General features: G+C 37.5%; 21 protein-coding genes. 14 read left to right on the forward strand and 7 right to left on the reverse strand.

The features are described 5' to 3' along the window. The first annotated feature begins 99 nt into the window (after positions 1 to 99). The 14 genes from flgJ (at position 100) to H5180_RS11835 (ending at position 16,331) form a co-directional block, all read left to right on the forward strand. Entirely contained in the window at positions 100 to 1,068 is a 969-nt protein-coding gene (gene flgJ, locus H5180_RS11770; protein WP_182758290.1) for a flagellar assembly peptidoglycan hydrolase FlgJ, read from the forward strand. A gap of 1 nt (position 1,069) precedes the next feature. Next, a complete protein-coding gene (flgK, locus tag H5180_RS11775) occupies positions 1,070 to 3,076 on the forward strand; it encodes a flagellar hook-associated protein FlgK (RefSeq protein ID WP_182758291.1) in 2,007 nt (668 codons plus the stop codon). A gap of 2 nt (positions 3,077 to 3,078) precedes the next feature. Further along, positions 3,079 to 4,311: a flagellar hook-associated protein FlgL gene (gene flgL / locus H5180_RS11780; protein WP_182758292.1), complete on the forward strand. Its 1,233-nt coding sequence runs from the start codon at positions 3,079 to 3,081 to the stop codon at positions 4,309 to 4,311. Between the two features lie 337 nt (positions 4,312 to 4,648). Then, entirely contained in the window at positions 4,649 to 5,611 is a 963-nt protein-coding gene (locus H5180_RS11785; RefSeq protein WP_149981565.1) for a flagellin, read from the forward strand. A gap of 417 nt (positions 5,612 to 6,028) precedes the next feature. Beyond that, the gene (locus tag H5180_RS11790; protein WP_182718208.1) at positions 6,029 to 6,997 is read left to right on the forward strand and encodes a flagellin; all 969 of its coding nucleotides are present in this window, start codon (positions 6,029 to 6,031) and stop codon (positions 6,995 to 6,997) included. Between the two features lie 165 nt (positions 6,998 to 7,162). Then, positions 7,163 to 8,125, forward strand: coding sequence for a flagellin (locus H5180_RS11795; RefSeq protein ID WP_149981562.1), 963 nt, complete (start codon positions 7,163 to 7,165; stop codon positions 8,123 to 8,125). 77 nt (positions 8,126 to 8,202) lie between these two features. After that, on the forward strand, positions 8,203 to 8,637 hold the full coding sequence (locus tag H5180_RS11800; protein ID WP_149981560.1) for a flagellar protein FlaG: 435 nt from the start codon (positions 8,203 to 8,205) through the stop codon (positions 8,635 to 8,637). A gap of 31 nt (positions 8,638 to 8,668) precedes the next feature. Then, positions 8,669 to 10,087, forward strand: coding sequence for a flagellar filament capping protein FliD (fliD, locus tag H5180_RS11805; protein WP_182734918.1), 1,419 nt, complete (start codon positions 8,669 to 8,671; stop codon positions 10,085 to 10,087). A gap of 28 nt (positions 10,088 to 10,115) precedes the next feature. After that, entirely contained in the window at positions 10,116 to 10,544 is a 429-nt protein-coding gene (fliS, locus tag H5180_RS11810; protein WP_149981556.1) for a flagellar export chaperone FliS, read from the forward strand. Continuing rightward, on the forward strand, positions 10,534 to 10,833 hold the full coding sequence (locus H5180_RS11815; protein ID WP_182718206.1) for a hypothetical protein: 300 nt from the start codon (positions 10,534 to 10,536) through the stop codon (positions 10,831 to 10,833). The genes fliS and H5180_RS11815 overlap by 11 nt, the downstream gene beginning before the upstream one ends. 9 nt (positions 10,834 to 10,842) lie before the next feature. Then, entirely contained in the window at positions 10,843 to 12,924 is a 2,082-nt protein-coding gene (locus H5180_RS11820; RefSeq protein WP_182739656.1) for a 6-hydroxymethylpterin diphosphokinase MptE-like protein, read from the forward strand. 1 nt (position 12,925) lies between these two features. Next, positions 12,926 to 14,233, forward strand: coding sequence for a DUF4910 domain-containing protein (locus tag H5180_RS11825; RefSeq protein WP_182758293.1), 1,308 nt, complete (start codon positions 12,926 to 12,928; stop codon positions 14,231 to 14,233). Between the two features lies 1 nt (position 14,234). Next, complete coding sequence (locus tag H5180_RS11830; RefSeq protein ID WP_182758294.1) at positions 14,235 to 14,879, forward strand: class I SAM-dependent methyltransferase; 645 nt, start codon at positions 14,235 to 14,237, stop codon at positions 14,877 to 14,879. A 72-nt stretch (positions 14,880 to 14,951) separates the two neighbouring features. Beyond that, the gene (locus tag H5180_RS11835) at positions 14,952 to 16,331 is read left to right on the forward strand and encodes an NAD(P)-binding protein (RefSeq protein ID WP_182758295.1); all 1,380 of its coding nucleotides are present in this window, start codon (positions 14,952 to 14,954) and stop codon (positions 16,329 to 16,331) included. Here H5180_RS11835 and H5180_RS11840 read toward each other — a convergent pair. Genes H5180_RS11840 through H5180_RS11870 form a run of 7 tightly spaced genes read right to left on the reverse strand, consistent with a single transcriptional unit; the run spans position 16,313 to position 22,828 of the window. Then, positions 16,313 to 17,143, reverse strand: coding sequence for an AAC(3) family N-acetyltransferase (locus tag H5180_RS11840; protein WP_182758296.1), 831 nt, complete (start codon positions 17,141 to 17,143; stop codon positions 16,313 to 16,315). The two genes, H5180_RS11835 and H5180_RS11840, sit on opposite strands and share 19 nt — an antisense overlap. Beyond that, a complete protein-coding gene (locus H5180_RS11845; RefSeq protein WP_058559738.1) occupies positions 17,140 to 17,874 on the reverse strand; it encodes a hypothetical protein in 735 nt (244 codons plus the stop codon). The genes H5180_RS11840 and H5180_RS11845 overlap by 4 nt, the downstream gene beginning before the upstream one ends. Further along, positions 17,867 to 18,124, reverse strand: a complete 258-nt coding sequence (locus H5180_RS11850; protein WP_145239482.1) for a hypothetical protein — start codon at positions 18,122 to 18,124, stop codon at positions 17,867 to 17,869. Before H5180_RS11850 ends, H5180_RS11845 begins: the two co-directional genes overlap by 8 nt. Beyond that, on the reverse strand, positions 18,124 to 19,581 hold the full coding sequence (locus H5180_RS11855) for an AMP-binding protein (RefSeq protein ID WP_182758297.1): 1,458 nt from the start codon (positions 19,579 to 19,581) through the stop codon (positions 18,124 to 18,126). Before H5180_RS11855 ends, H5180_RS11850 begins: the two co-directional genes overlap by 1 nt. Positions 19,582 to 19,611: 30 nt before the next feature. Further along, the gene (locus H5180_RS11860) at positions 19,612 to 20,331 is read right to left on the reverse strand and encodes a nucleotidyltransferase family protein (protein ID WP_182758298.1); all 720 of its coding nucleotides are present in this window, start codon (positions 20,329 to 20,331) and stop codon (positions 19,612 to 19,614) included. Next, positions 20,328 to 21,776, reverse strand: coding sequence for a PfkB family carbohydrate kinase (locus H5180_RS11865; RefSeq protein ID WP_182758299.1), 1,449 nt, complete (start codon positions 21,774 to 21,776; stop codon positions 20,328 to 20,330). The genes H5180_RS11860 and H5180_RS11865 overlap by 4 nt, the downstream gene beginning before the upstream one ends. Further along, positions 21,773 to 22,828 carry an alcohol dehydrogenase catalytic domain-containing protein gene (locus H5180_RS11870; protein WP_182758300.1) on the reverse strand — a complete coding sequence of 352 codons (1,056 nt, stop codon included), beginning with the start codon at positions 22,826 to 22,828 and terminating at the stop codon, positions 21,773 to 21,775. The genes H5180_RS11865 and H5180_RS11870 overlap by 4 nt, the downstream gene beginning before the upstream one ends. Between the last annotated feature and the right edge of the window lie 2 nt (positions 22,829 to 22,830).

The following is a 22,830-nucleotide window of genomic DNA, read 5'->3' on the forward strand; positions in this document are numbered from 1 at the left end:
CGCAAACTCGCAAACTCGCAAACTCGCAAACTCGCAAACTCGCATTGGCTCAATTATTGCATTGTTAATAATATTATTAATCACTGTGTCAAATTGCTGATGGATACTAATCATCTCGATAAACAAAACTTCTTTGATTTAGGCAATCTTAATACGTTACGTCAAGATGCCTTAAAAAGTGGTGCCTCGCCTGAAGCATCGAAAGAAGCGCTAAAAAAAGCAGCGGCACAATTTGAATCTATTTTTACGCAGATGCTTCTTAAAAGTATGCGTAAAGCAAATGAAGCGTTTGAAGACGAAGACAGTCCTTTTAATTCCAGTGGTGTAAAGTTTTTTGAAGAAATGCATGATCAACAGTTATCAGTTGATTTATCTTCAAAAGGGTCATTGGGTTTAGCCGATCTCATAGTGCAACAACTTTCTCCTGATGGAAAAAACTTTACCCCTAGTTCAGTGCTGCGTACTGTTGATGATTTTACCAGTGATCAGCGTGCAACAGGTACGAATACTGAAAACACGGCTGACACCAAGGCTGTTAATAGCAGCCCATCAATAGCGCAAAAACCTCAGTTTGAAAATGCAGAAGATTTTATTAGTAGTGTTTGGGAGCATGCAAAAACAGCAGCTGAAAAAATTGGTTTGAACCCTGCTGTGATTGTTGCACAAGCAGCTCTTGAGACTGGTTGGGGTAAGCATATTATTAATAAAAGTGATGGCAACAGCAGCTTTAACTTATTCAATATCAAATCAGATAGAAGCTGGCAGGGTGAGAAAGCCAATAAAATGACACTCGAATTTGAGCAAGGTACACCAGTAAAAAGACAAGCCAGCTTTAGAGCATATGATTCGATTAAAGACAGCGTGAATGACTTTGTGCAGTTTTTAACGGAAAACCCACGCTACCAAGAAGCATTACAAAATACCGCAAAACCGGCCGCTTTTTTAGACTCTTTACAAAAAGCAGGTTATGCCACAGACCCCAATTATGCCGAAAAAATTAAGCAAGTACTTAATCGTACAGAACTTAAAACACTGGCGACAACATTGGTTCGCCAAGGAGTAAATTAAGATGTCGTTTAATTTATTAGACATTGCAAATTCAGGCGTTCGCGCTAATTCAGAATTGCTACAAACGACGAGTAAAAACATTGCCAATATAAATACAGTTGGTTATGTACGTGAGCGTACAGAGCATATGACCATGATCGACAATCAAGTTGGTCGTGGTGAAACATATCGATTATTGAATGAATTTGCTCAAAAGCAGCTCAATCGCGATACTTCAAATAAAACCTTTTTTGATCAATTTGTTACAGAAGCAGGCCGGGTTGATAGCTTGTTTTCTCAAGAATCCAATAGCTTATCGAGCAGTATGAATTCGTTATTCAACAATGTGCAGGAAAGCTTAAATCAGCCATCATCAACAGTTGCACGTTCGTTGGTTATGACAGATGCAGAAAATTTGATTGATCAAATGGATCGTTTGTCAGGCATTGTATTTGATCAAAAAAACATCGTGAATGAGCAGTTAGAAATTTTTTCTGATGAAGCGAATACATTGATTCAAAATATTAGCAGTTTGAATAAGCAAATAGCTACGGTAAATGGTACGCGTAATGAGGCAAACTCAAGCACCATGTATAACGAGCGAGACCTTGCTATTCGTAAGTTATCGGAATTAATAGATGTAGAGACTCTTGATGGCCCCAACGGTGAAAAGCTGGTATTTATGGGGACCGGTGAATCACTCGTAATGCAAGACGGCGCATTTAATTTGTTTTCGATGGCGGGTGATCCGGATCCTAATTTTAAAGAGTTACGTTTAGATATAAATGGCGGCAAAGCTGTGCCGCTTGATGTTGATGTAAGTAAACTTAAAGGTAAGATTGGTGGGTTACTAGCATTTCGTGATGATATTTTAGTGCCAGCACAAAACCAGCTTGGTCAAATGGGGCTTGCAATTGCTGATGCTTTTAACCAACAAAACCGTTTAGGGATGGACGGCAACGGTGAACTTGGTGGGGACATTTTTACAATTCCAACGGTTGGCGGTTACGCCTATCAAGCTAATACAGGTAACTCAAGCATGACGGCTACCCTAGAGCCTGGTAAAGGCAGTGAAATTCCTGCTAGTGACTTTATTGTTACTTATACCAGTGGTACAACGGTAGAAATACAACCTGTCGATAATAAAGGTGAACCATTAGGCTCTCCCTCAACCGCCAATATAGTTGCTGGCGTTATTGATTCATCGACTATGACCGGTGGGGAATCTTTTGGTTTACAATTAAATGTTACAGGAACCGGTAATGTTGGCGATCAATTTGCTGTAAAACTTAATGCAGAGGCTGCATCGAGTTTAACACTTGCCACCGATAGGCCTGAATCGTTAGCGCTTGCTTCACCAATCCGTACGGCAGACAACATAAACAACACTGGCAATGCCAATATTTCAGTAGGTAGTGTAAGTAGTGTGACTTCAGGTGGTTTTACAACTACGACACCTCCGAATCTTGCTAATGGCGATATCACGATAGTGAAAACTGCTAACCCAGATGAATACACAATATCAGATGGGGTCAATACAAGTACTTTTACAGTCACTCCGCCTGCTGAAAATATGCTTTCACAAGCTGGGAATGGTTTCGAATTATATGGCTTTGACTTTAATATTGAAGGCATTCCAGCAACAGGCGATAGTTTTACACTGGAGTTTAATGAAGGTGGTTTTGATGATAACCGCAATGGCTTAATGTTGGCTGGGTTACAAAGTGGTGAGTTAGTTCGGCAAAATGTGACCACAACTTCAACTGCAGATAATCATAAAACATTTAATCAAGCCTATGCAGGGTTAGTTACTGATATTGGTGTTGTAACCAATCAAGCGAAGACTAATGGCGCTGCTTTTGAGGCATTAGCTCAACAGTCTGAAGCCTGGTATGAGTCACTCTCGGGAGTAAACCTTGATGAAGAAGCAGCCAATTTATTGCGTTTTCAACAATCTTATGCGGCGTCTGCACAAGTGCTATCAACAGCCCGTACAATTTTTGATACTTTACTTAATGCTGCGAGGTAATTATGCGTTTATCTAATAATTTGATGTACCAAAACAGTGTTAATTCGATTTTGAATAATCAGCAAAATGTCAATAAAGCACAAGAGCAAGTTAATACCCAAAAGCGAGTGCTTACAGCTTCAGATGATCCATCGGCAACAGCACGGGCGTTACTGTATACCGATCGTATACAAGCGAATGAGCAATACAGTAAAAATATTACTATGCTGACGAGTCGTTTAAATACCCAAGAAAGTGTACTTGAGAATATTAAAGGTTCGCTTGAAAAAGCACATACATTAGCAATTCAAGCTGGTAATGGTGTTTATACAGATATAGATCGTGAAGGTATTGCTGAAGAGATTAAATCTATACAAAGTAGTGTGCTTGATTTAATGAATGCTAAAACTGAAGATGGGAAGTATATATTTTCAGGCTATCAAGATAATACCCAAACCTATTCGCTTGATTCTTCAACTGGCAAATATGTTTATGGTGGCGACCAAGGCCAGCATAAAATTAAAGTAGCAGAAGGAGTTGAAATTAAATCCAGTGATAATGGGGTTGATACGTTTGAAAAGGTCAATGCACGTTTAGACGTCGCCTCGAATGATGGTGTTGCATCAGGAGGGATCACTAGTGCAAAAGTGTATGTGCGTGAACAAGCTCAGTTTGACTCTTTTCATAAAGCAAATTATAACGCTGATCCTGCTGCCGCAGTCGGAGCAAATACGTTTAATATTATAACGACAGCAGGTACACCTAATACTTATCAGGTTGAACAAGGTGGAAGTGTGATCAGCTCTGGCAGCTTTGAGGGATCACAAATTAAATTTGCAGGGTTGGAAATCGACATTAGCCCCGTGGCAAATGGGCAGGTAGACTTTACTTTAGAAGCACCGCAAAAAGAAAATATTTTAAACACCTTAAGTGATTTGATCGCAGGACTGACTGATCCAACAATTAGCCAAGAAGATTATGAGCAAGTATTGGCAGCGGCCATGATCCAGATCGACAATAGTAAAAATCAGGTCTCTTTAACGCAGGCTGGTTTAGGTGGGCGGTTAAATACAGCTGAAAAAATCACGCAATCTAATAGTGACCTTGATGTAAATAACAAATCTTCTCGTGCAGATTTAATTGAACTCGATATGGCTGAGGCCATTACTGAACTCACGAAGCAAGAAACTGCACTACAAGCCTCGCAGGCAACTTTTGGCCGCTTGGCTAAATTATCACTGTTCGATTACTTATAAGTAAGTAAAGGAGTAAGGCAATATATTGCCTTACTCTCGTATTTCTCCAGCCTTTTAAGATCATCTCCTTACTATTTAACAGCTTAATAATTTCCTGAAGAAAAAGACCTGTACAATAATCTTTTATTCGTTTAATGGAATTCATTAATTAAACAATTTAAAAATTCATTAAATTACAAGAGCTTAAAAAATAAAGTTAAAAAAATTAAAAAAAAGCTAAAGGATTTTTTTGCTAGACCGATAACTTAATTAACCAAGCAAAGCGTTGTAAATAACAACCACTGCTTAATCTAGTAAGTTTGAGAGTAAATGATAAGTTTACTTCTGGAGAGATATCATGGCTTTATATGTAAATACAAATGTTAGCGCGTTAAACGCACAAAGACAATTAAATAATTCTGGTAATGCACTGGATACATCATTCCAACGTTTATCATCAGGTTTTCGTATTAACAGTGCGAAAGATGATGCGGCTGGCCTACAAATTTCTGACCGTTTAACATCACAAATTAACGGTTTGAACCAAGGTAACCGTAACGCGAACGATGGTATTTCACTAGCACAAACAGCTGAGGGTGCATTAGACGAAGTAACATCAATGTTCCAACGTATCAGAACATTATCACAGCAAGCAGCTAACGGCTCAAATACTGATGAAGACCGTTTAGCGGTGCAAGAAGAGATTCGCTCATTATCTGAAGAAGTAAATCGTGTTGCTGCAGATACAACGTTTGGTGGTCAAAACCTTTTAGACGGTTCTTTCTCCGCGAATTTCCAAGTTGGCGCAGATGCTGTACAGAATATCAGCTTTAGTATGGCGTCAGTTGGCGGTACGGCTAACTCAATCGCTGGTAATAACGGTTTTACCATGTCAGGTATTGCAGGGGTTGCCAGTGCGGTAACAGGCGCAAGTTTAAGTGCTACAGCTGGAACAATTAGTTCGCAAGTAGGTTCATCAGCTGATGCTACAGGTTTTGCTGCGGTATTTACAGCAAGCGGCATTAGCGTATCTTCACAAGCGAATGCGCAAGCTGTAATGGCTGGTATGGATTCGCTTATCGCGGTTGTTGATAAAAAACGAGCTGAGCTGGGTGCGGTACAAAATCGTTTTCAGTCAACGATTCGTAACCAATCAAATATCTCAGAGAATCTAAGTGCTGCAAAATCACGTATTAAAGATACTGACTTTGCTCAAGAAACTGCAAACTTAACAAAAATGCAGATTCTACAACAGGCTAGCCAAACAATTCTTAGCCAGGCTAATCAACGTCCACAGGCTGCATTAAGTCTTCTAGGATAATTGGTTGGAAATAGTCAATTAATTGACTAAGAATGTAGCGCCTTTGTTTAATGGGGTATTAACAAAGGCGCTGAAACGGATTGATAAAGCGGAGGCGCTTAAAAATCCTGTATTGTTCTAACATTTGTAAGAACATAAATTATTAAGCATAAAATATGCCAATAATTAAAACCTACTCTCAAACTTATCTTCAAAGGGCCTTATAGGCCCTTTTCTCTTTTTTTCTAATTCAATGCAACTCTATCTATAAAGTTGGCCTAAAGATTGCTCAATACTTATTAAGTTTTTAAATTAACCTGCAAAGTGGCAGTTTATTGCCCCGGGCCAATCTTACTTGGCTGCTGTAACTAGTCACTTTGTCAAAACTCCACTCATTTTAGAGTGGCTTTAATTTGACAGATAAGAAGAGAGTTTATTATGGCTTTATTTGTAAATACGAATGTTAGTGCGCTTAATGCGCAAAGACAGCTTGAAAGAACTGGAAACGACTTAGATACTTCCTTTAAACGTTTATCATCTGGTCTGCGTATTAACAGCGCGGCGGATGATGCTGCTGGTTTACAAATATCGGATCGTTTGCAATCGCAAATCTTGGGTTTAAACCAAGGCAACCGTAATGCGAATGACGGTATCTCGCTGGCACAAACGGCTGAAGGTGCGCTTGATGAAATTACTTCTACATTTCAACGTATCCGAACACTTGCTCAGCAATCAGCAAATGGCTCTAATACAGATGAAGATAGGCTCGCTATCCAAGAAGAGATTAGACAGTTATCTGATGAGGTTAACCGAATTGCCACGGACACTACATTCGGTGGTCAAAATTTATTGGATGGCTCTTATTCTGCAAGCTTTCAGGTTGGTGCTGATGCTGTACAGACTATTGGTTTTAGTATGCAGTCTGTTGGCGATACAGCTAATTCTCTCGCTGCTAATGGTGGTTTTACTATATCAGGTGTTGCCGGTGTTGCTTCAGCCGTGGGTGGTAAAGCACTTTCAACGCTCGCAGCTAATGTAAGCTCAGTTGATGGCGCAACGGCATCAACAACATTAGATTTTTCTTCTGTATTTACAGCTGCAGGTATTAGTGTGTCATCACAAGTAAATGCACAGGCTGTGTTTGCGGGTATGGATTCTCTAATAGCGGTGGTTGATAAAAAACGCGCTGAATTAGGTGCGGTACAAAACCGTTTTCAGTCGACAATACGAAATCAAGCTAATATTTCTGAAAATTTAGCCTCTGCTAAATCAAGAATTAAAGATGCTGATTTTGCAATGGAGACAGCTAACTTAACTAAAAACCAAATTTTACAACAAGCGAGCCAAACAATATTAGGCCAAGCAAATCAAAGGCCTCAGGCTGCATTAAGCTTGTTACAGGGTTAAAATAGTATAACGTTGTTAAAAATTTATAAATAAAGCTAAAGTTTCCGTTTTATCTGACGATAACTGACTTAGAGAACTAAAAATCTAGGACTCTCAGTCTGGAGTAATAACAGGGTAGGGGTATCCCGTTGTTATTCTATTTAAAATGATAAAGCGGAGGCTATTATGGCTTTATATGTAAATACTAATGTGAGTTCATTGAACGCACAGCGCCAGTTGATGAAATCTGGTAACCAGCTCGATACATCCTTTCAACGTCTATCATCAGGTTTTCGCATTAATAGTGCAAAAGATGATGCTGCAGGCATGCAAATATCTAACCGTTTAACTAGTCAAATAAATGGTTTGAATCAAGGTAACCGAAATGCTAATGATGGGATCTCACTTGCGCAGACTGCTGAAGGCGCACTTGATGAGACTACGTCAATGTTCCAGCGTATTCGTACTCTTGCTCAACAAGCTTCAAACGGTTCAAATACAGATGAAGATCGTTTAGCAGTACAAGAAGAAATTCGTTCATTATCAGAAGAAGTAAATCGTGTTGCTGCAGATACAACATTTGGTGGTCAAAATCTACTAGATGGTTCATTCTCAGCTAACTTCCAAGTTGGTGCTGATGCTGTACAGAATATTAGCTTTAGTATGGCTTCTGTTGGTGGCACTGCAAACTCGGTTGCGGGTAATAATGGCTTTACTATGTCAGGTATTGCAGGTGTAGCAAGTGCTGTGACAGGTGCAAGCTTAAGTGCTACTGCGGGAACAATTAGTTCGCAGGTTGGTGCTTCAGCTGATAATACCGACTTTGCAACTGTATTTACAGCAAGTGGTATTAGTGTATCTTCTCAAGCTAACGCACAAGCAGTAATGGCAGGTATGGATGCAATGATTGCAGTAGTTGATAAAAAACGTGCCGAACTCGGTGCTGTACAAAATCGTTTTCAATCAACTATTCGTAACCAATCTAACATTTCAGAAAACTTGAGTGCTGCTAAGTCACGTATTAAAGATACTGATTTCGCTGCCGAAACAGCTAATTTGACTAAATCTCAAATATTACAACAAGCAAGCCAATCTATTTTGAGTCAAGCAAACCAGCGTCCACAAGTAGCATTATCGTTACTAGGCTAGACGGTTAATTAGGTCATTATTGAGATATTGTCTCGATAATGACTTATACTTTGTTTGTATTTTGAAGGAGAGCTACTATGGCTGACTTAGGTGGAATAATTAAATCGAGTGAAAACTTCACCGCTAATTCATCTTTTACAAATAAAAATGAGTTAAACGAAGCAAGTAAAAAAGCAACTGTTGAAAAAGCTGGTACAAAAATTGCTGGTAGAGAGCCCGCACTTGTTGATAATAGTCAGCAACTTGATTCTGAAAGTGAAAGAAAAGCACTGATCGACGAAGTGAAAGAAAACTTAGAGAAATTAAATAAATATATTCCTGTGACGGCAACAAATTTAAAATTTGAATTTGATGAGCAGGGTGATCCACCAATAATTAAAGTGTTTGATAAAACAAGCGAAGAAGTTATTCGTGAAATTCCAACTGAAGAGTTTAGAGAAGTTGCTAAAGCTTTAGATGAATTTGCCGATAAACTAACTAACAAAGGTTTGTTACTAAATCAAACTGTATAATATTTTTTGGAACAGATAGTAGGAGAGAAGTATGCCACTTATAACATCCGCAGGTATTGGATCTGGGCTGGATCTCGAAAGTATCATAACAGCATCTGTTGATGCCGAAAATGTTCCAAAAATGAATGCCTTTGCAAAAAAGGACAAGTCGTTAGAAGTTGAATTATCTTCAATCGGAGAGATCAAGTCTGCGTTATCCAAGCTACAAGACACAATAAAAAAGCTAGCAGATCCTGATAATTTTAATAAACGTATTGCTAATATCACTCAACCAACAAGTGATGACGGTGATCTCGTCTCAGTTACCCCAACAAAAGATATTACGCCTGGTAATTTTAAAATTGAAGTTGTTGCACTTGCTCAAGGCAGTCGTGCAACGTCAAACGATGCCGTACCTCCTTTGTTTACATCTACTGACGATGTGGTCACTGCTTCTGGAGGCACCTTGTCATTTGCTGCTGGAGACAAAAGCTTTGACCTAACTCTTGATGCGGGTGCGACATTAGCTGATTTGCGTGACGCAATTAATGACTCGGATGATAATTTTGGTGTAACAGCAAATATAATAAATACTGGTACTGAGTCAAAGTTGGTTCTTACTTCGAGTGTGAGTGGCGCTGGTAATGACTTGGTAATTACCAATGATAATGCTGAGCTAGACAATGTATCTACAGATGCTAATGGTGGAGCTTCTGGTAGCGGTGGTATTGGTATAACAGCTGGAAATGAAGCAAAAAGTGCAGTTATAAAAGTAGATGGCATAACAATAACAAATGACACCAATACCTTTAAAGATGCTGTACAAGATATGACGATCACTGCTAAACGACAAAGCGTTGATGGAGAGACGGCAAAGTTAGCTGTTAGCTATGACCGTGAGAGCGTTACAACATTAATTGATGAATTTATTGCTAATTATAACAATGCTATAGGGCAGTTAGGTCTGCAATCGAGAGTTGGTAAACCTTTAAATAGCGATGCAACCATTCGTACTTTGAGCTCGCAAATGGTCAATATGCTTTCTACAAATTTAACGGATGCAGGGCCTTTCACAAGTATTTTCGATATTGGCTTGGGTGTTGATAAGAAAGGTTATCTAGAAAAATCAACTTTAGTCCGCAGTTTAAATACAGCAATGGATGAAAATTTTGATGATATCGGAAAGGCTTTTGCTGGTGAAAATGGTGTTGCTAAACAGTTCGAATCTTTTTTAGATAATTACGTAAGTTCAAAAGGCATTTTAAAGCAACGAGAAGATAATTTAAATACACAGGTCACTGATTTAGAAGATGATGTACTAAAGCATGAATTTAGAATGACCGAATTAGAAAGTAGGCTTAGAAAGCAATATGCGGGTTTAGATGTGTTACTGGCGCAAATGCAATCAACACAACAGTACTTAGGAGCGCAGCTTGCGAGCTTACCGGGATTTACAAGAAACAAATCATAAATTAATTTTGATTTAAAAGGGTTTTAATATGTATAACGCCAAAGTAAAAAATTATCAGAAAGAAGCACTCAAGACCCGTGTTGCCGGTGCTGATCGCTATGAAATAATTCAAATGTTAATGGCGGGTGCGATTGAAAAAATGGTGATGTCTAAAGTTGCTATTGAAAGAAAACATATGGAAGCGAAGGCCGAACATTTATCTAAAGCGACTGCTATTATTGAAGCCTTAAGGGGCTGTTTAGATTTTAAAGTTGGTGGTGAAGTGACTGATAATTTATATGCACTTTATTCTTATATGATAGATCGCTTAGTTGATGCAACAATAAAAAATGATCCTGCAATTGTTGAAGAAGTATCTAATTTATTGAAAGAAATAAAGTCTGCTTGGGATGCTATTCCTCATGACGTTCGAGAAAAAACACTTAGTGAAAATGGTATAGATGCTAATGTCGGCTAGTTTATTGTCTCAGTTAGCCCCCGATTTGTCTGTAATTAATCAATATTTAGCTGAAGGTGATATAGAGTCAGCTCAAAGCAAGTTACTATTAATTGATAGAACATTGAAAGCACTCTTTACCTCACCTGAGAACCTCAGCGAAAACGATGTGTTATTTTTATCGGATTTTTCAATCAAATTGAATACTACGGTATTAGAAATAAGCCTCAAAAAACAGCAGGCTGCAAAAGAACTTGGTATTCATATTAATACGCAAAAAAAAATAAATGTGTATAAAAATATCAAGTAGGTAACCGACATGATAAAGAATATAGATATTAATAACGAGCTTGAGCACATCTCAGAAAAACTTGAAAAAACTATAAAACATCAAGAAAGAGAGGCGATTTTTGCTACAGAAGCAAATGAGCGATTTGAAAAGAATTTTGAGTGTTTTTCTGAGTTTTTCCCTGATATAGCAATAGCAATAAAAAACTTTAAAACCAAAGATGACTTTTGCTTACATGTTACAGAGTCCGGGCATGGTAATTTTATACCAAGTGGTGGAAATACTTTACTTTATTCACAAGACCCCATTACTCAAACTGAAAAACAAATACAGGCACAAAGAGAAAGGCCCGTATTTAGTTTAACTGACTACACTGGTTATCCTGAAGATGATGACGATACCCGTATTCACTCTCGATATATGGTAAAGTTAACTCGCTTTATGAAAAAAGTCAGAGCCGAAAGTAAACCTGTAGTTCGTAACTTACCATCTTCATTTCCTTCCGCAGTTATTTTTGGTATCGGGCTAGGTTATCATGTTCCGCTTCTTTTGGAAGATACTCAATTTGACTATATATTTTTAGTTGAACCAGATTTTGAACAATTTTTTGCGAGTTTATTTTGCACTGATTGGTTTGAAATTATAAAAAAAATTGATTCCAATGGAGGGTGCTTGTTTTTTCATTTAGGTGTTGATCATAAATCATTTATAATTGACCTTGAAAAAATAGCCGAAGACATTGGTGCATTTTCCTTAGTGCGCAGTTTTTGCTATCAGCATACACCCGGTACAGAACTAAATGTTTTGATTAAGCAGTGGAGTGAAGATTACTTCCGTTTTCAGTTTGGTCATGGGTTTTACAACGATGCAATAACTGGGCTTGCTCATAGTATCCATCATATTCGAAATAAAGCTGCGTTACTAACGAAGACGACCCAGGAAATAGACTTTGATACACCTATATTTATTGTTGGTAATGGTCCATCGCTGGATGAAGCTGAAGTATTTTTAAAAAATAACCATCAAAAAGGGATCGTAATCGCTGCGGGAACCGCCATAGCGTCATTATATAAGAAGGGTATCCCAGTTGACTTTCATGTGTTAGTTGAACGTCCATATTCGAACTATAAAATTTTTGGTGATATTTTCCCTGCTGATGAATACAAAAAAGTGAACTTGCTGGGCCTTAATACTTTATATCCTGATACGAATAAACGTTATAAATGGGCAGGAATAGCGGGAAAAGGTAATGAGGCGGGAACATGTTTAATGGACGTTATATCTCAAGTTCATTTGTCCCAAATTTTACCATTGATCCCTTACTGTAATCCTGTTGTTGCAAATGCAGCCCTTTCGTTTTTACTTCATATGGGATTTAGAAATATCTATCTTTTTGGTATTGATAACGGTAAACAGCCATCAGGCTCACATCACAGTAAAGATAGTATTTACAAAGTAAATAATGATGATGATTCAGAGGGGTACGGTAGTTTAGAGTTCAATGGTCGATTGATTGAAGGTAATTTGGGTGGCCATGTTGTTTCAAATGATCTCTTTCTTGTGGCTCATGCGCAGTTAGAAAAGCTTCTAAGTCTTTACAAAGTGAATAACTGCATAAATGTAGGAAACGGTGCAAAACTTCAAGGTGCTATTCCTACTGCAGCAGATAATTTAATTGATATTGAAAAAGAGATTGATAAAGAGTTGGTTATCAGCAATATCAAGAATAATTATTTTACAGTATTACCTGTTGATGATGTAGAAGATAGATTGATTGCAGTGGATAGACTTCAGGATATTTGCGAGCATCTACTCTCAATTATTGATGAAGATATTACAAGTCGTAGTATTGCTGCTAAGCAATTACAGCGTCAAGCTAGGTATGTTTACTCTTTAAGAAATACTAGCTTAGGGCATATATTTCATATAATAAAAGGCGCGCTCTTATATTATCACTGCCCGATGATTACGCTTTTGTATCAATATGAAGACGAAGTATTTTGTTTAGAAAAATATAAACAGCTAAATAAGTTATGGAAATGTTATATCCAAGAGATAATGGCTGATTATAAAATCCACTATGATGAAAAATGTGACTTAGGAAAGGAATAAAGTGAAAGATTACCAAGAATCAGAGGCTTTCTACAATGAGTTATTTGATGAACTTTTCCCTATTCTTCGTTCTATAACAGGTCCAGGCTTACGACAAAGTTATAGTATTCTCTCGCGGTATATGCCGCTTAATATTTCTTCTATTGCTTCTGGTGAAAAAATATTTGATTGGACTGTACCTAAGGAGTGGCATTGTGAAGATGCTTATTTATTAGGGCCTGATGGAGAGAAAATTGCTGATATGCAGCGATTGAATATTGAGGTCGTTAATTACTCAGAATCTGTAGAAAGAGAGCTTAGCCTTGAAGAGCTTCAAAAGCACTTATATAGCCTACCTGAGCAGCCAACTGCAATCCCTTATGTTACTAGCTACTATAAAAAGCGTTGGGGTTTTTGTATCGCTCATGAAATACGTGAACAACTTAAAGAGGGAACATACAAAGCTGTAATTAAGAGTCAGTTTGTAGATGGTTCGTTGGATATCGCCCAATCAGTTTTAAATGGTGAATCTAAACAAGAAGTATTATTAAGTTCATATCTATGTCACCCATCAATGGCGAATAATGAGCTGAGCGGCCCTTTAGTTCTTTTAGGCTTATTTAATCGTATTAAAAAATGGCCAAAACGTCGTTACTCCTACCGTTTTGCATTACACCCTGAAACAATAGGTAGTTTAGGATTGCTTCATTTAATGGGGAAGCATTTTACTGCAAACATGGTTTCTGGGCTGGTTATTAATTGTATGGGTGGAGAACCTGAAAAATTAGTTTTTAAACATAGTCGGAATGATAATGGTATGCTAGATAAACTTCTATATCATCTAAATCAACATGATTATAACCATGAAAACATACAATTTAGTCCTTTAAGTGGTTCTGATGAAAGGCAATATAATTCTCCCGGCTTTCAATTGCCAGTGTGCTGTGTCAGCCGTAGTTTTCATTCTGGCTACCACCAGTATCATACTTCCCTTGATACTAAAGCGTTTATGGGAATAAAACCACTGCTTGATAGTATTGATAAATTAGAGAAAATATTTTTGGCGTTTGAACAAGCTGCGACTTTTGAGAATACACTACCTTTTGGTGAACCTAACTTAGGTAGTAAAGGGTTGTATCCAACGTTAAGTTTTTTTAGTAAAGAGCGTGTAAGCCAACTCGATGAGCTTAATTACATTAAGATGTTATTAAATTATAGTGATGGAGAGCACGACTCTATTGATATTGCGGATAAATATGGATGCAGTGTTTTAGATATGGCGTCTGCAATTGACAAGCTAGAGCAACAAACACTCTTGGTCATGAAGTGAAATGGGTAATTGGCAGAATATTTATCAGCAGGGCAGGCAATTAAATAAATACCCTTATGATGCAATCGTATCATTGGTGATGCGATTAAGGCACACTAATTCAAGTTTAAGTGCATTAGAGTTAGGCTGTGGTGCTGGAAATAATATCGTTTTTATGGCTGAAGAGGGAGTTGATGTTGCTGGTATTGATATATCTTCAGTTGCTTTAGATTTTGCTCAAGAGCGTCTAACAAGGTTACAACTTAAAGCTGATTTAGTTAATGGTCATTTTACTCAGTTACCTTGGCAAGATAATTCGTTCGACTTAGTGATAGACAGAAGCGCTTTAAACTGTGTTCCTCGCTCAGATATTTTAGTTGCCCTTAGTGAATCTTACCGAGTGTTAAAACCAGGCGGTTGTATATTTTCTATTATGTATGCTGATACTCATCCTGCATTTATAAACTCAGGATATCAGCATGATGGGTTTGCGCGACAATTTTCGCCGGATTATTTCACTGACATTGATGGCCTATTTTTTGCTTCTAAAGCAGATGTTTGCGAACTATTCAGTAAATTTGCAATAACGCAGCAATCGTATGATGTTTCTTATGATCAGAACGATAAGATCACTTCTGCACAAAGAAGTATCGTTGCATATAAATAATCTATTGCTCAAATTACGTAATCATGAGTGGTTATTATATAGCTACTACTTAGTAGTTTCTGGAGAATTATTATGCGAGATTCAGCTATCGTTGTTGGTGGTGGGGTATGTGGTTTAATGGCGGCATTACTGCTCAAACAGTCTTTTAAAAAAGTTACAATAATTGAGCAAAGTGAGCGTGTTGGGGGATTATTTCGTTCTATAAAAGATGAGTTAGGTGCATATTATGATATGGGATCACATATACCGAACGCAACGGGCATAGAAGCGCTTGATACTCTGTTATTTGGCGAGCTAGAAAATCGTGATTACTATTGGCATGTAATAGAAAAGTTGCAATCTGGTAATTACTTTGCCGATGAATGGGATTTAAACTCTCCGTTTCCAGATAGTCACAAACTGCCAAGCGAAGAGTATTATCAAGGTTGTGCTGAGCTTATTCAAGCAACGTCCTCTAGTTGCAATCCACTGATACTTCCTTATTGTGAAGAAACATTGGGAAAAACGTTTACCCAACATATCATCACGCCTATTTTGTACAAGCTATATGGCAAGCACACAGATTTAAACACTTTAACAATGGCTGCAGGATTATTTGGCTTTACTCGCATACTTGCTTTTGAGCCCGATGTTGCAAATGCACTGAAAAATATCCCTACTTTTGATGCTAAAATTGGATATCAAACGCAAGCGCATTTTCATGAACGACAAACTAAAGACAACTCAAAAACCCCAAATTACTTTTATCCATTAGAAAATAAAGGGATTGAGGCTTGGGTTGAGTATTTAGTAACTAAACTTAAAAGCGCTGGAGTTGATATCATACTTTCTTCATCAATAGAAAAGATAGAAACTAATGAGCGGCAAATCACGGGAGTAAAGCTTGCTAATAAAGCAGAAGTCCTTGACGGTCAGTTGTTATTTTGGAGTGCCCCTCCATTTATTGCTTTAAAAGCATTAGGCTTACCTTTAATTTATAACAAGCCAGAACTTAGAACCGCTATTGTATTTCATCTGAATTTTGACTTGCTTTTACTTGACCAAAAATCGCATTATTTATGGGTATGGGATCATCAAACGGATATATTTAGGTTGACGTTATACCCTAACCTCAGCACTAAAAGTCAGCATGCGAACTTGTCGGCAGAAATATTATGCAGGCCAGAAGAGGTGGAGCAGTATGACGTGGATGAAATTGTGAATACATTAAAGAAAATGCAAGTTGTCGGCCAAGATGCTACATGTATCAGTCATATTAAACAGGTCATACATGGCACTTTTCCTGTGCCAACTTTAGAATTTGAAAAAAATAATCAAGCTAATGTTGATACATTAAAAAACAGTGTCGATAATATGATTATTTCAGGCAGATCAGGCGGTAAACAATGGCGACAAGCTGATGTACTTGTTGCCGCATATAACGATATAAACAATTATTTATCGACAGAATAAGAGACTTCTTTTCCATTTTCAAAACGATATAGTTCAGATGGGTTACAGTTGAGCAATGCAAATTGGTTATCAGCAACAAAGTCTTTTACAAAATGATAAAGTTCTTTCATTTTTATAGTATAGATAAATGATCTTCCAAGTTGGGCTTGTTTCATAACCCCTGATTTTAATAATACAGTTTCTAATTTGGAATAGTCTTCCCTATAGGCATTATTTATAGGGAAGCAAAAGTGGTAAAAAGTACCGTTTGCTTCTTCTCCATTTGTGAGTGTTGTCACACCGGTAAAGGGCTTATTAAAACGATAGTTCAAACCTAACATTGCTTCTATTTGAACAATCACCGTGGCGACTCTAAGACCAATGCCTTGCAGTACAAGCACTGTATCTTGTTCTATTAACCTACTAAACGTTGAGTGCTCTGCAAAGGCATAATATTCAGGCTTTTTGGGTAAACAAATTTTTGCCGCATCAGGGCCTAAACCGCATATAGAGAACAAAGGGTGTCCAGAGCGTACTACATTTTTTTGTTGTCTAAACCACTCAGGCCAATACCCTAAGACACATTTTTGTGAGCGTAAATCTTCTTTGCGACTGTGTGGAAATTGATAATTAAACGCTGGCATAAATATATTACCGTTATCACCAATTGCAGTTTTAAAGCAGTTTAGGAACGCCTCAGGCACTTCTTTTACTGAGTGATTTTCTATAGCGCCAAGTGTAAATAATGAAGAGTGTATAAACACACTGTCATTCATGTTGATACCAACTGAATGTAATGTTGCGATAATTTGTTCTTGGCTGATACTTCTCACAAAAAGTCCTCATTACCGAAAGCTGCTTTAACTTCGTCGTAGATAGTATCAATTCTTTTTGAAAAAGCGGGATCTTTCCACGGCTTGCCTGATAGAATCATCCATTCATATTTAGCAATAAACTTTTTTTTCTGTGATTCATCTAAGGTATCAATGAAGCCCCCCATTTTTTCTTTGAGGCGGTCTACAAGTTCCTTCAAACACCTAAAGATAAACACAACTTCAGGATCACGTAACAATGGCTTCATAGAAACTGTAAGTTCACGTTTCAACTTTATGGCTTGCTCTCTAACTAGCGTACACTTATGGTTATTATCAGGATCACGGTAAAAAAGATCCATTAAAGCGGAGTACTCAAAGTCAATAACAGTACCAAACGCATCTACTATTGGGAAATAGGGATATATTCTGCAAACTAAGGGTCTGTGTCCATGGGGTTCGCATAAACCGCCACATTGGCAAGAGAGCAAATAGATACTGAAGCTTTTACCGTTTGAAAGCGTAAATGTACGCTTTTTAGCAGGTGTAGTAATATTTTTAATACCGCCAATAGATTTATAGTACTCATACTCATTTTCGAGAAGAGGTAAAGATACACCACTTTTGTCTAGGATATTAAAATGCTCTCCGTAAAAATTTTTACAGCAGTAGCCACCGCATGTTTTCCAACACTCTGGGGCATTCACATATTCCGTATTATATATTTCTTGCCAATTCACTTTGTTAGGCATTAGTAGACTCACTAAGTAGCTTTATTAGGCCACTGTAAGATGTAAATTGCACAGGGTCAGCTTCTTCGAAATCAATATCAAGGTTTAAGCTGTTTTCTATTTCCATTAACATACTAATAAAATCAAGCGAATCTAAAAGACCTAAACTTATTAAACTATTTTTTTTATCTAATGATATGAGTATGTCCTGACCATGCTTTTCTATTAATTTATTATTGATAGCTTGTTCAATCGAATTTGTTAAGCTCATTATTTCTCCATCATGGTATGTAGGGCGCTTTTATCAATTTTACCATTACTATTTAGTGGCATGGAATCGATCCATATGATCTTTTTAGGCACCATATAACTAGGCAACTGCTGCTTTAAGTAATTAATTAGCATTTGTTCAACTTCTTTATCGGCTGGATTACAAATAAATAAAGTCAAACTTTGAGGTTGTTGCCTCGGAGTTGCGATAGTGTGTACTAAAGGGTTTGATAAAAAGTCTTGTGCTAATGTATTTACTTCAGATAACTCAACACGGTATCCCTGAATTTTAACCTGGTCATCTACACGGCTGATATAATGGAATATCCCCTTATCATCACACTTTACCAGATCACCACTACGATAATAGATAATATTATTTGTTGTAAGTAAGCATTGCTGAGTTTTAATACTATCATTCAAATACCCAGAAAATACTTGAGGCCCCGAAATCAAAAGCTCACCTTGTGCATCTAAATCAAAGCTCATGTTTTTAAGTGCTTTACCCAGGGGAATATAGCTACTATCACTATCATCATTACAATCAAATACATATCTACTGCATGCTATTGTAGCCTCAGTTGGTCCGTATAAATTAATAACCTTGCTGTTTGGTGCTGCTTTTTGCCATTGCAGAGCGAGTGTTCTAGGTAAGGGCTCACCACAAAACTGACTCACACGAAGGCTAGGATAGGCATCATTTTTAAGCATTCCTAGTTTAGCCATAATTGATGCAGTAGAAGGGACACTAAACCACACTGTAAGCCCGTGTTGTTTAATGAATTTACCTGGCGCAAATATAGCGGTTTCAGGCACTACATAAAGACAAGCACCTTGCAGCCAAGTAACAAATATATCATGCATGCTTAGATCAAACGTTGGATCAAATACTTGGCTTACCTTATCTGTATTACTGAGGGGTAAAGACTCACACATAGTATCAAGATAAGACATAAGATTCGCAATGCTAATAGGCACACCTTTTGGTGAGCCTGTAGAACCTGAAGTAAATAAAACATAAGCGATATTGGATAGGCTGCGAGCTTGTAGTGATTTAGTTGATACAATGCTTTTATTGACTATATCGTCCAAACATACAAATACTCTATCTGGGAGTGCTTTTATTAATGCTTGGCTGATCGACAAATATTTTTTACTGTATAAAACATACTTTAAGTTGCCTTGCTTTATGATAGAAGCCAATCTAGCTATTGGCAGTTTTACCCCAAGCGGTATAAATGTTCGTGAATCTAAAGCGCAGGCAAGTACGGCGCTATAATAGTGAGTATCTCGGTAACTTAAAATTCCAACTTGCTCAGCTTCACTTATTTCGCTCGTGTTAATATTATTAGCGTAACTTGCAAGCTGTTTATAAGTAATGTATTGATTATCAACAAAAATTGCAGGAAGTTTTGCATGGCTTGCAATGCTGTTTTTAAGTTTTTCAGATAACTTCACTTTATATCCTAGTTTTTATTTATCTTAATATTAAGCAGGTTTGTTGATAGCCAGCAATTCAGTTTGAAGTTTATTATAAGCTTGTGGAGTGCCTATATCTATATATCTCAGATGGGTTTTATAGCTATAAAGACTGCCCAATAATAAAGGCACCATGTCGTGGCTAATTTCATAGAAGCTTTCCTGTTTAAAGTGTGAAAAGTATTTTTCATACACACCTTCAGAGAATAAAAACAGTGCACCGCTTGCTAGATTACTTGGTGGATTAGATACTTTTTCATGAAACCTTTGGATTGTATCGTCTGAATCAAGTTCAACAATACCACATGAGGAGGGAGAAGCCGATTCAAAAAGTAAAAGCGTAGCATCACACTTTTTAGGCCTTTTGTTATGGGCTTCTAAAAAACGAGTGAGGTTATCTTCACAATAGTTATCAGCATGAATGACCATTGTGGGACTACTCCGCCAAAAGTCTTTATTACTAATCAAAGTGCCGCCGGTACCGAGTAATTTTGTCTCTCTAACAATTGTTATTTTATCACGGTATTCGGAAGTTGATATAAATTCTTCAACTTGTTCAGCGAAATAATGTACATTAATGAGTATGCCGTTGACACCAAGTTTATCGAGCTTTTCTAACCAATAAGCCAATAAAGGCTTGCCATTAATAGGCACTAAACATTTTGGAATTGTATTAGTCAAAGGTTTTAACCGAGTGCCTAATCCTGCTGCTAGCAATATCGCTTTCATATATTTTTGAATGACTCCAGTACTCGTTGCTGGAGCGTGTTAAAAGACAGTGGCTGATTTCCTAGTGTATCTACTTGGCAAGCGGCTGCAATACTTGCAATATAAAATGCCTGCCACGGTGTCGCACCTGAGCACAAAGCAAGGCTACTGGCAGCTAAGAAGCAATCACCAGCTCCCGCAGGATCAACCGCATTACGGTTAATCGCAGGAAGCATATCATTTTCCCATTGGCCATTTTGATCTGGTAGATGGATAAAAATACCTTCTCCCGCAAGGGTAATAACCAACGACATCGGATTAGCTTTTTCACACAGTTTTTGCGCTAAAATAGGTAGACCATCATCAATGTTATTCAGAGCAACACGGACTTCTTTTTCTGTTGGTGTTATTAGCATCATATCTTTATAACGGGCAATGTCACCAACTTGAGAAGAGGTTTGGCTGTCTGCGACAACACGTACATTGTTTTCTTTGCATAAAGCAATGACTTTATCGACCAGAGTTTGAGGTAATAATCCATAATTAAAATCAGAAAATACCAGTAAATCGAAGTTGTTAATACTACTTTCTAGTTGCATGTATAAATCGGTTTGAATTTCTTTAGAAATTTTATGCTGTCGAACTTGATTGACCCTTAGAAGTGTTTTATTCCCAGCTCTATATCGTGATTTTAATGGTGTAGGGCGACTGCCATCATCGAAAAGTATAGTATCAATATTGTATGCGTTAATATGATTTTTTACGTAATCAGCTTTATCATCTTTGCCAAGTACCGAGAAAAGCGTAACTTGATTAGCTCCTAGCCCTTTTATATGACCTGCTGTAATTGCTGCTCCGCCTAAAAATGTATCCGTTCTATCTGGTGTCATCACTATGGTAGGATCCTCCTGAGATAAGCCTACCGCAGTACCTTGGATATATTCATCGACGATTATTTCGCCAATTACAGCAACACGGTTTTCACTAAATTGAGAAAATACCGTGTTGATTGATTGATAATCAAACTGATGCCTTGTTGCATAACTTTGGCATTTTTTGTAATCAAAGTTATGACCATGGCTTATTGTTCTTGTAATATATTGTTCGGAATTAGATTCGAACTCACCAGAGCCAAAAATAAGCTTTCCTCCGTACATTTCAACAAGAGCATGCTCAGGATTGTGCCTACTTTCAAACTCTTTACCTTTCACGACAATATGAGGCTTGAGGCTCTTTACGGTTTCTGCTGGAGTTAAATCTGATAAAAATGCTTCATTCACACATTCGAGGGATTGAACCATCTCTAGGCGATGTTGTTCGTTTACCCGACTCTTTAACCCCATAGATTTGTCGCTGTTAACAGCAACAATTAGTTTATCACCACACTCTTTTGCAAAACGAAGTAAGCGAATGTGGCCAGGGTGTAAAATGTCAAAGTTTCCTTGAACAAGGACTTGCTTATTCATACTTCTATATTCTCAAAAGTAATGATGGCTCTGGTAATTTCTCTTCGTTCGAGCGCCGATATTGCTTCATTGATTTGATTCAAAGAATAGCGATGGCTTATCAAAGAATTAATAGATATTTCAAGTTGTTGAATAATATCTGCAATCGATTTTAAATCTTTGTCTGGATTACAATTACCTCCCCAAGTTCCAAAAATTTGCTTTCCACAAATTAGTTGATGAGGATCTAACTTTATAAAATCGCCAGTTTTTGGATGTGAGGCAAAATAGCATTTACCGCTGTTATGTATATTATTAAAAGCGAATTCTATGGTTTCACATAGTCCAGCACTCTCAATAGCATAATCAAAGCCGTTAGGGTGTTGCTCTTTGAGTAAAGCTAGGCTTGCTTCTTCATATAAATAAGCTTCATCGGCGCCTAGTTGTAGTGCTAAGTCACATTTAGATTGTTCAATATCTACAACTATGATTTTTTTTGGTCTGAAATGTTTAAGCATTAATAGTGCACTTATGCCTATACCACCTAGTCCGATTAATATCACATTACTATTAGAGTGTGGTTGTATCTGGTTTAGAACCATACCGGCTCCTGTGGGGAGGGCGCAACCAAGTAAAACAGCTAACTCATTTGAAATACCTTCAGGGCAAATGGTTACTCTATTCTCAGATATAACAGAGTACTCTGAAAAAGTCGTAACTGGACCTGCATTGATAATTTGACCCTCTTTGCTAATTAGATGTGTCCCACCGGAATCGATTCCACTGCCTTTTAGCCAACCAAGAACGACACGATTTCCTTGTTTAACCTTGGTAACACTATTGCCAACTGCTATTACTTCACCTACACCTTCATGACCCATTAAGTGGGGCAAATACTTGTCTTCTCCTCTAAGGCCTTTACTCTCCATCAGCTGGCTTCTACACAAGCCAGCCATATGCATTTTCACCAGAACTTGATTATCTTTCAAATACGGTATTTTTAAATCGAGTAGTTGAAGGGGCTGCTCTATATCTATTAATACACCTGCTTTAAAATAAGTTGGAATATTCATAT

It is taken from the genome of Pseudoalteromonas sp. SR41-4 (assembly GCF_014163985.1).
Classification (GTDB): Bacteria; Pseudomonadota; Gammaproteobacteria; order Enterobacterales; family Alteromonadaceae; genus Pseudoalteromonas; species Pseudoalteromonas rhizosphaerae.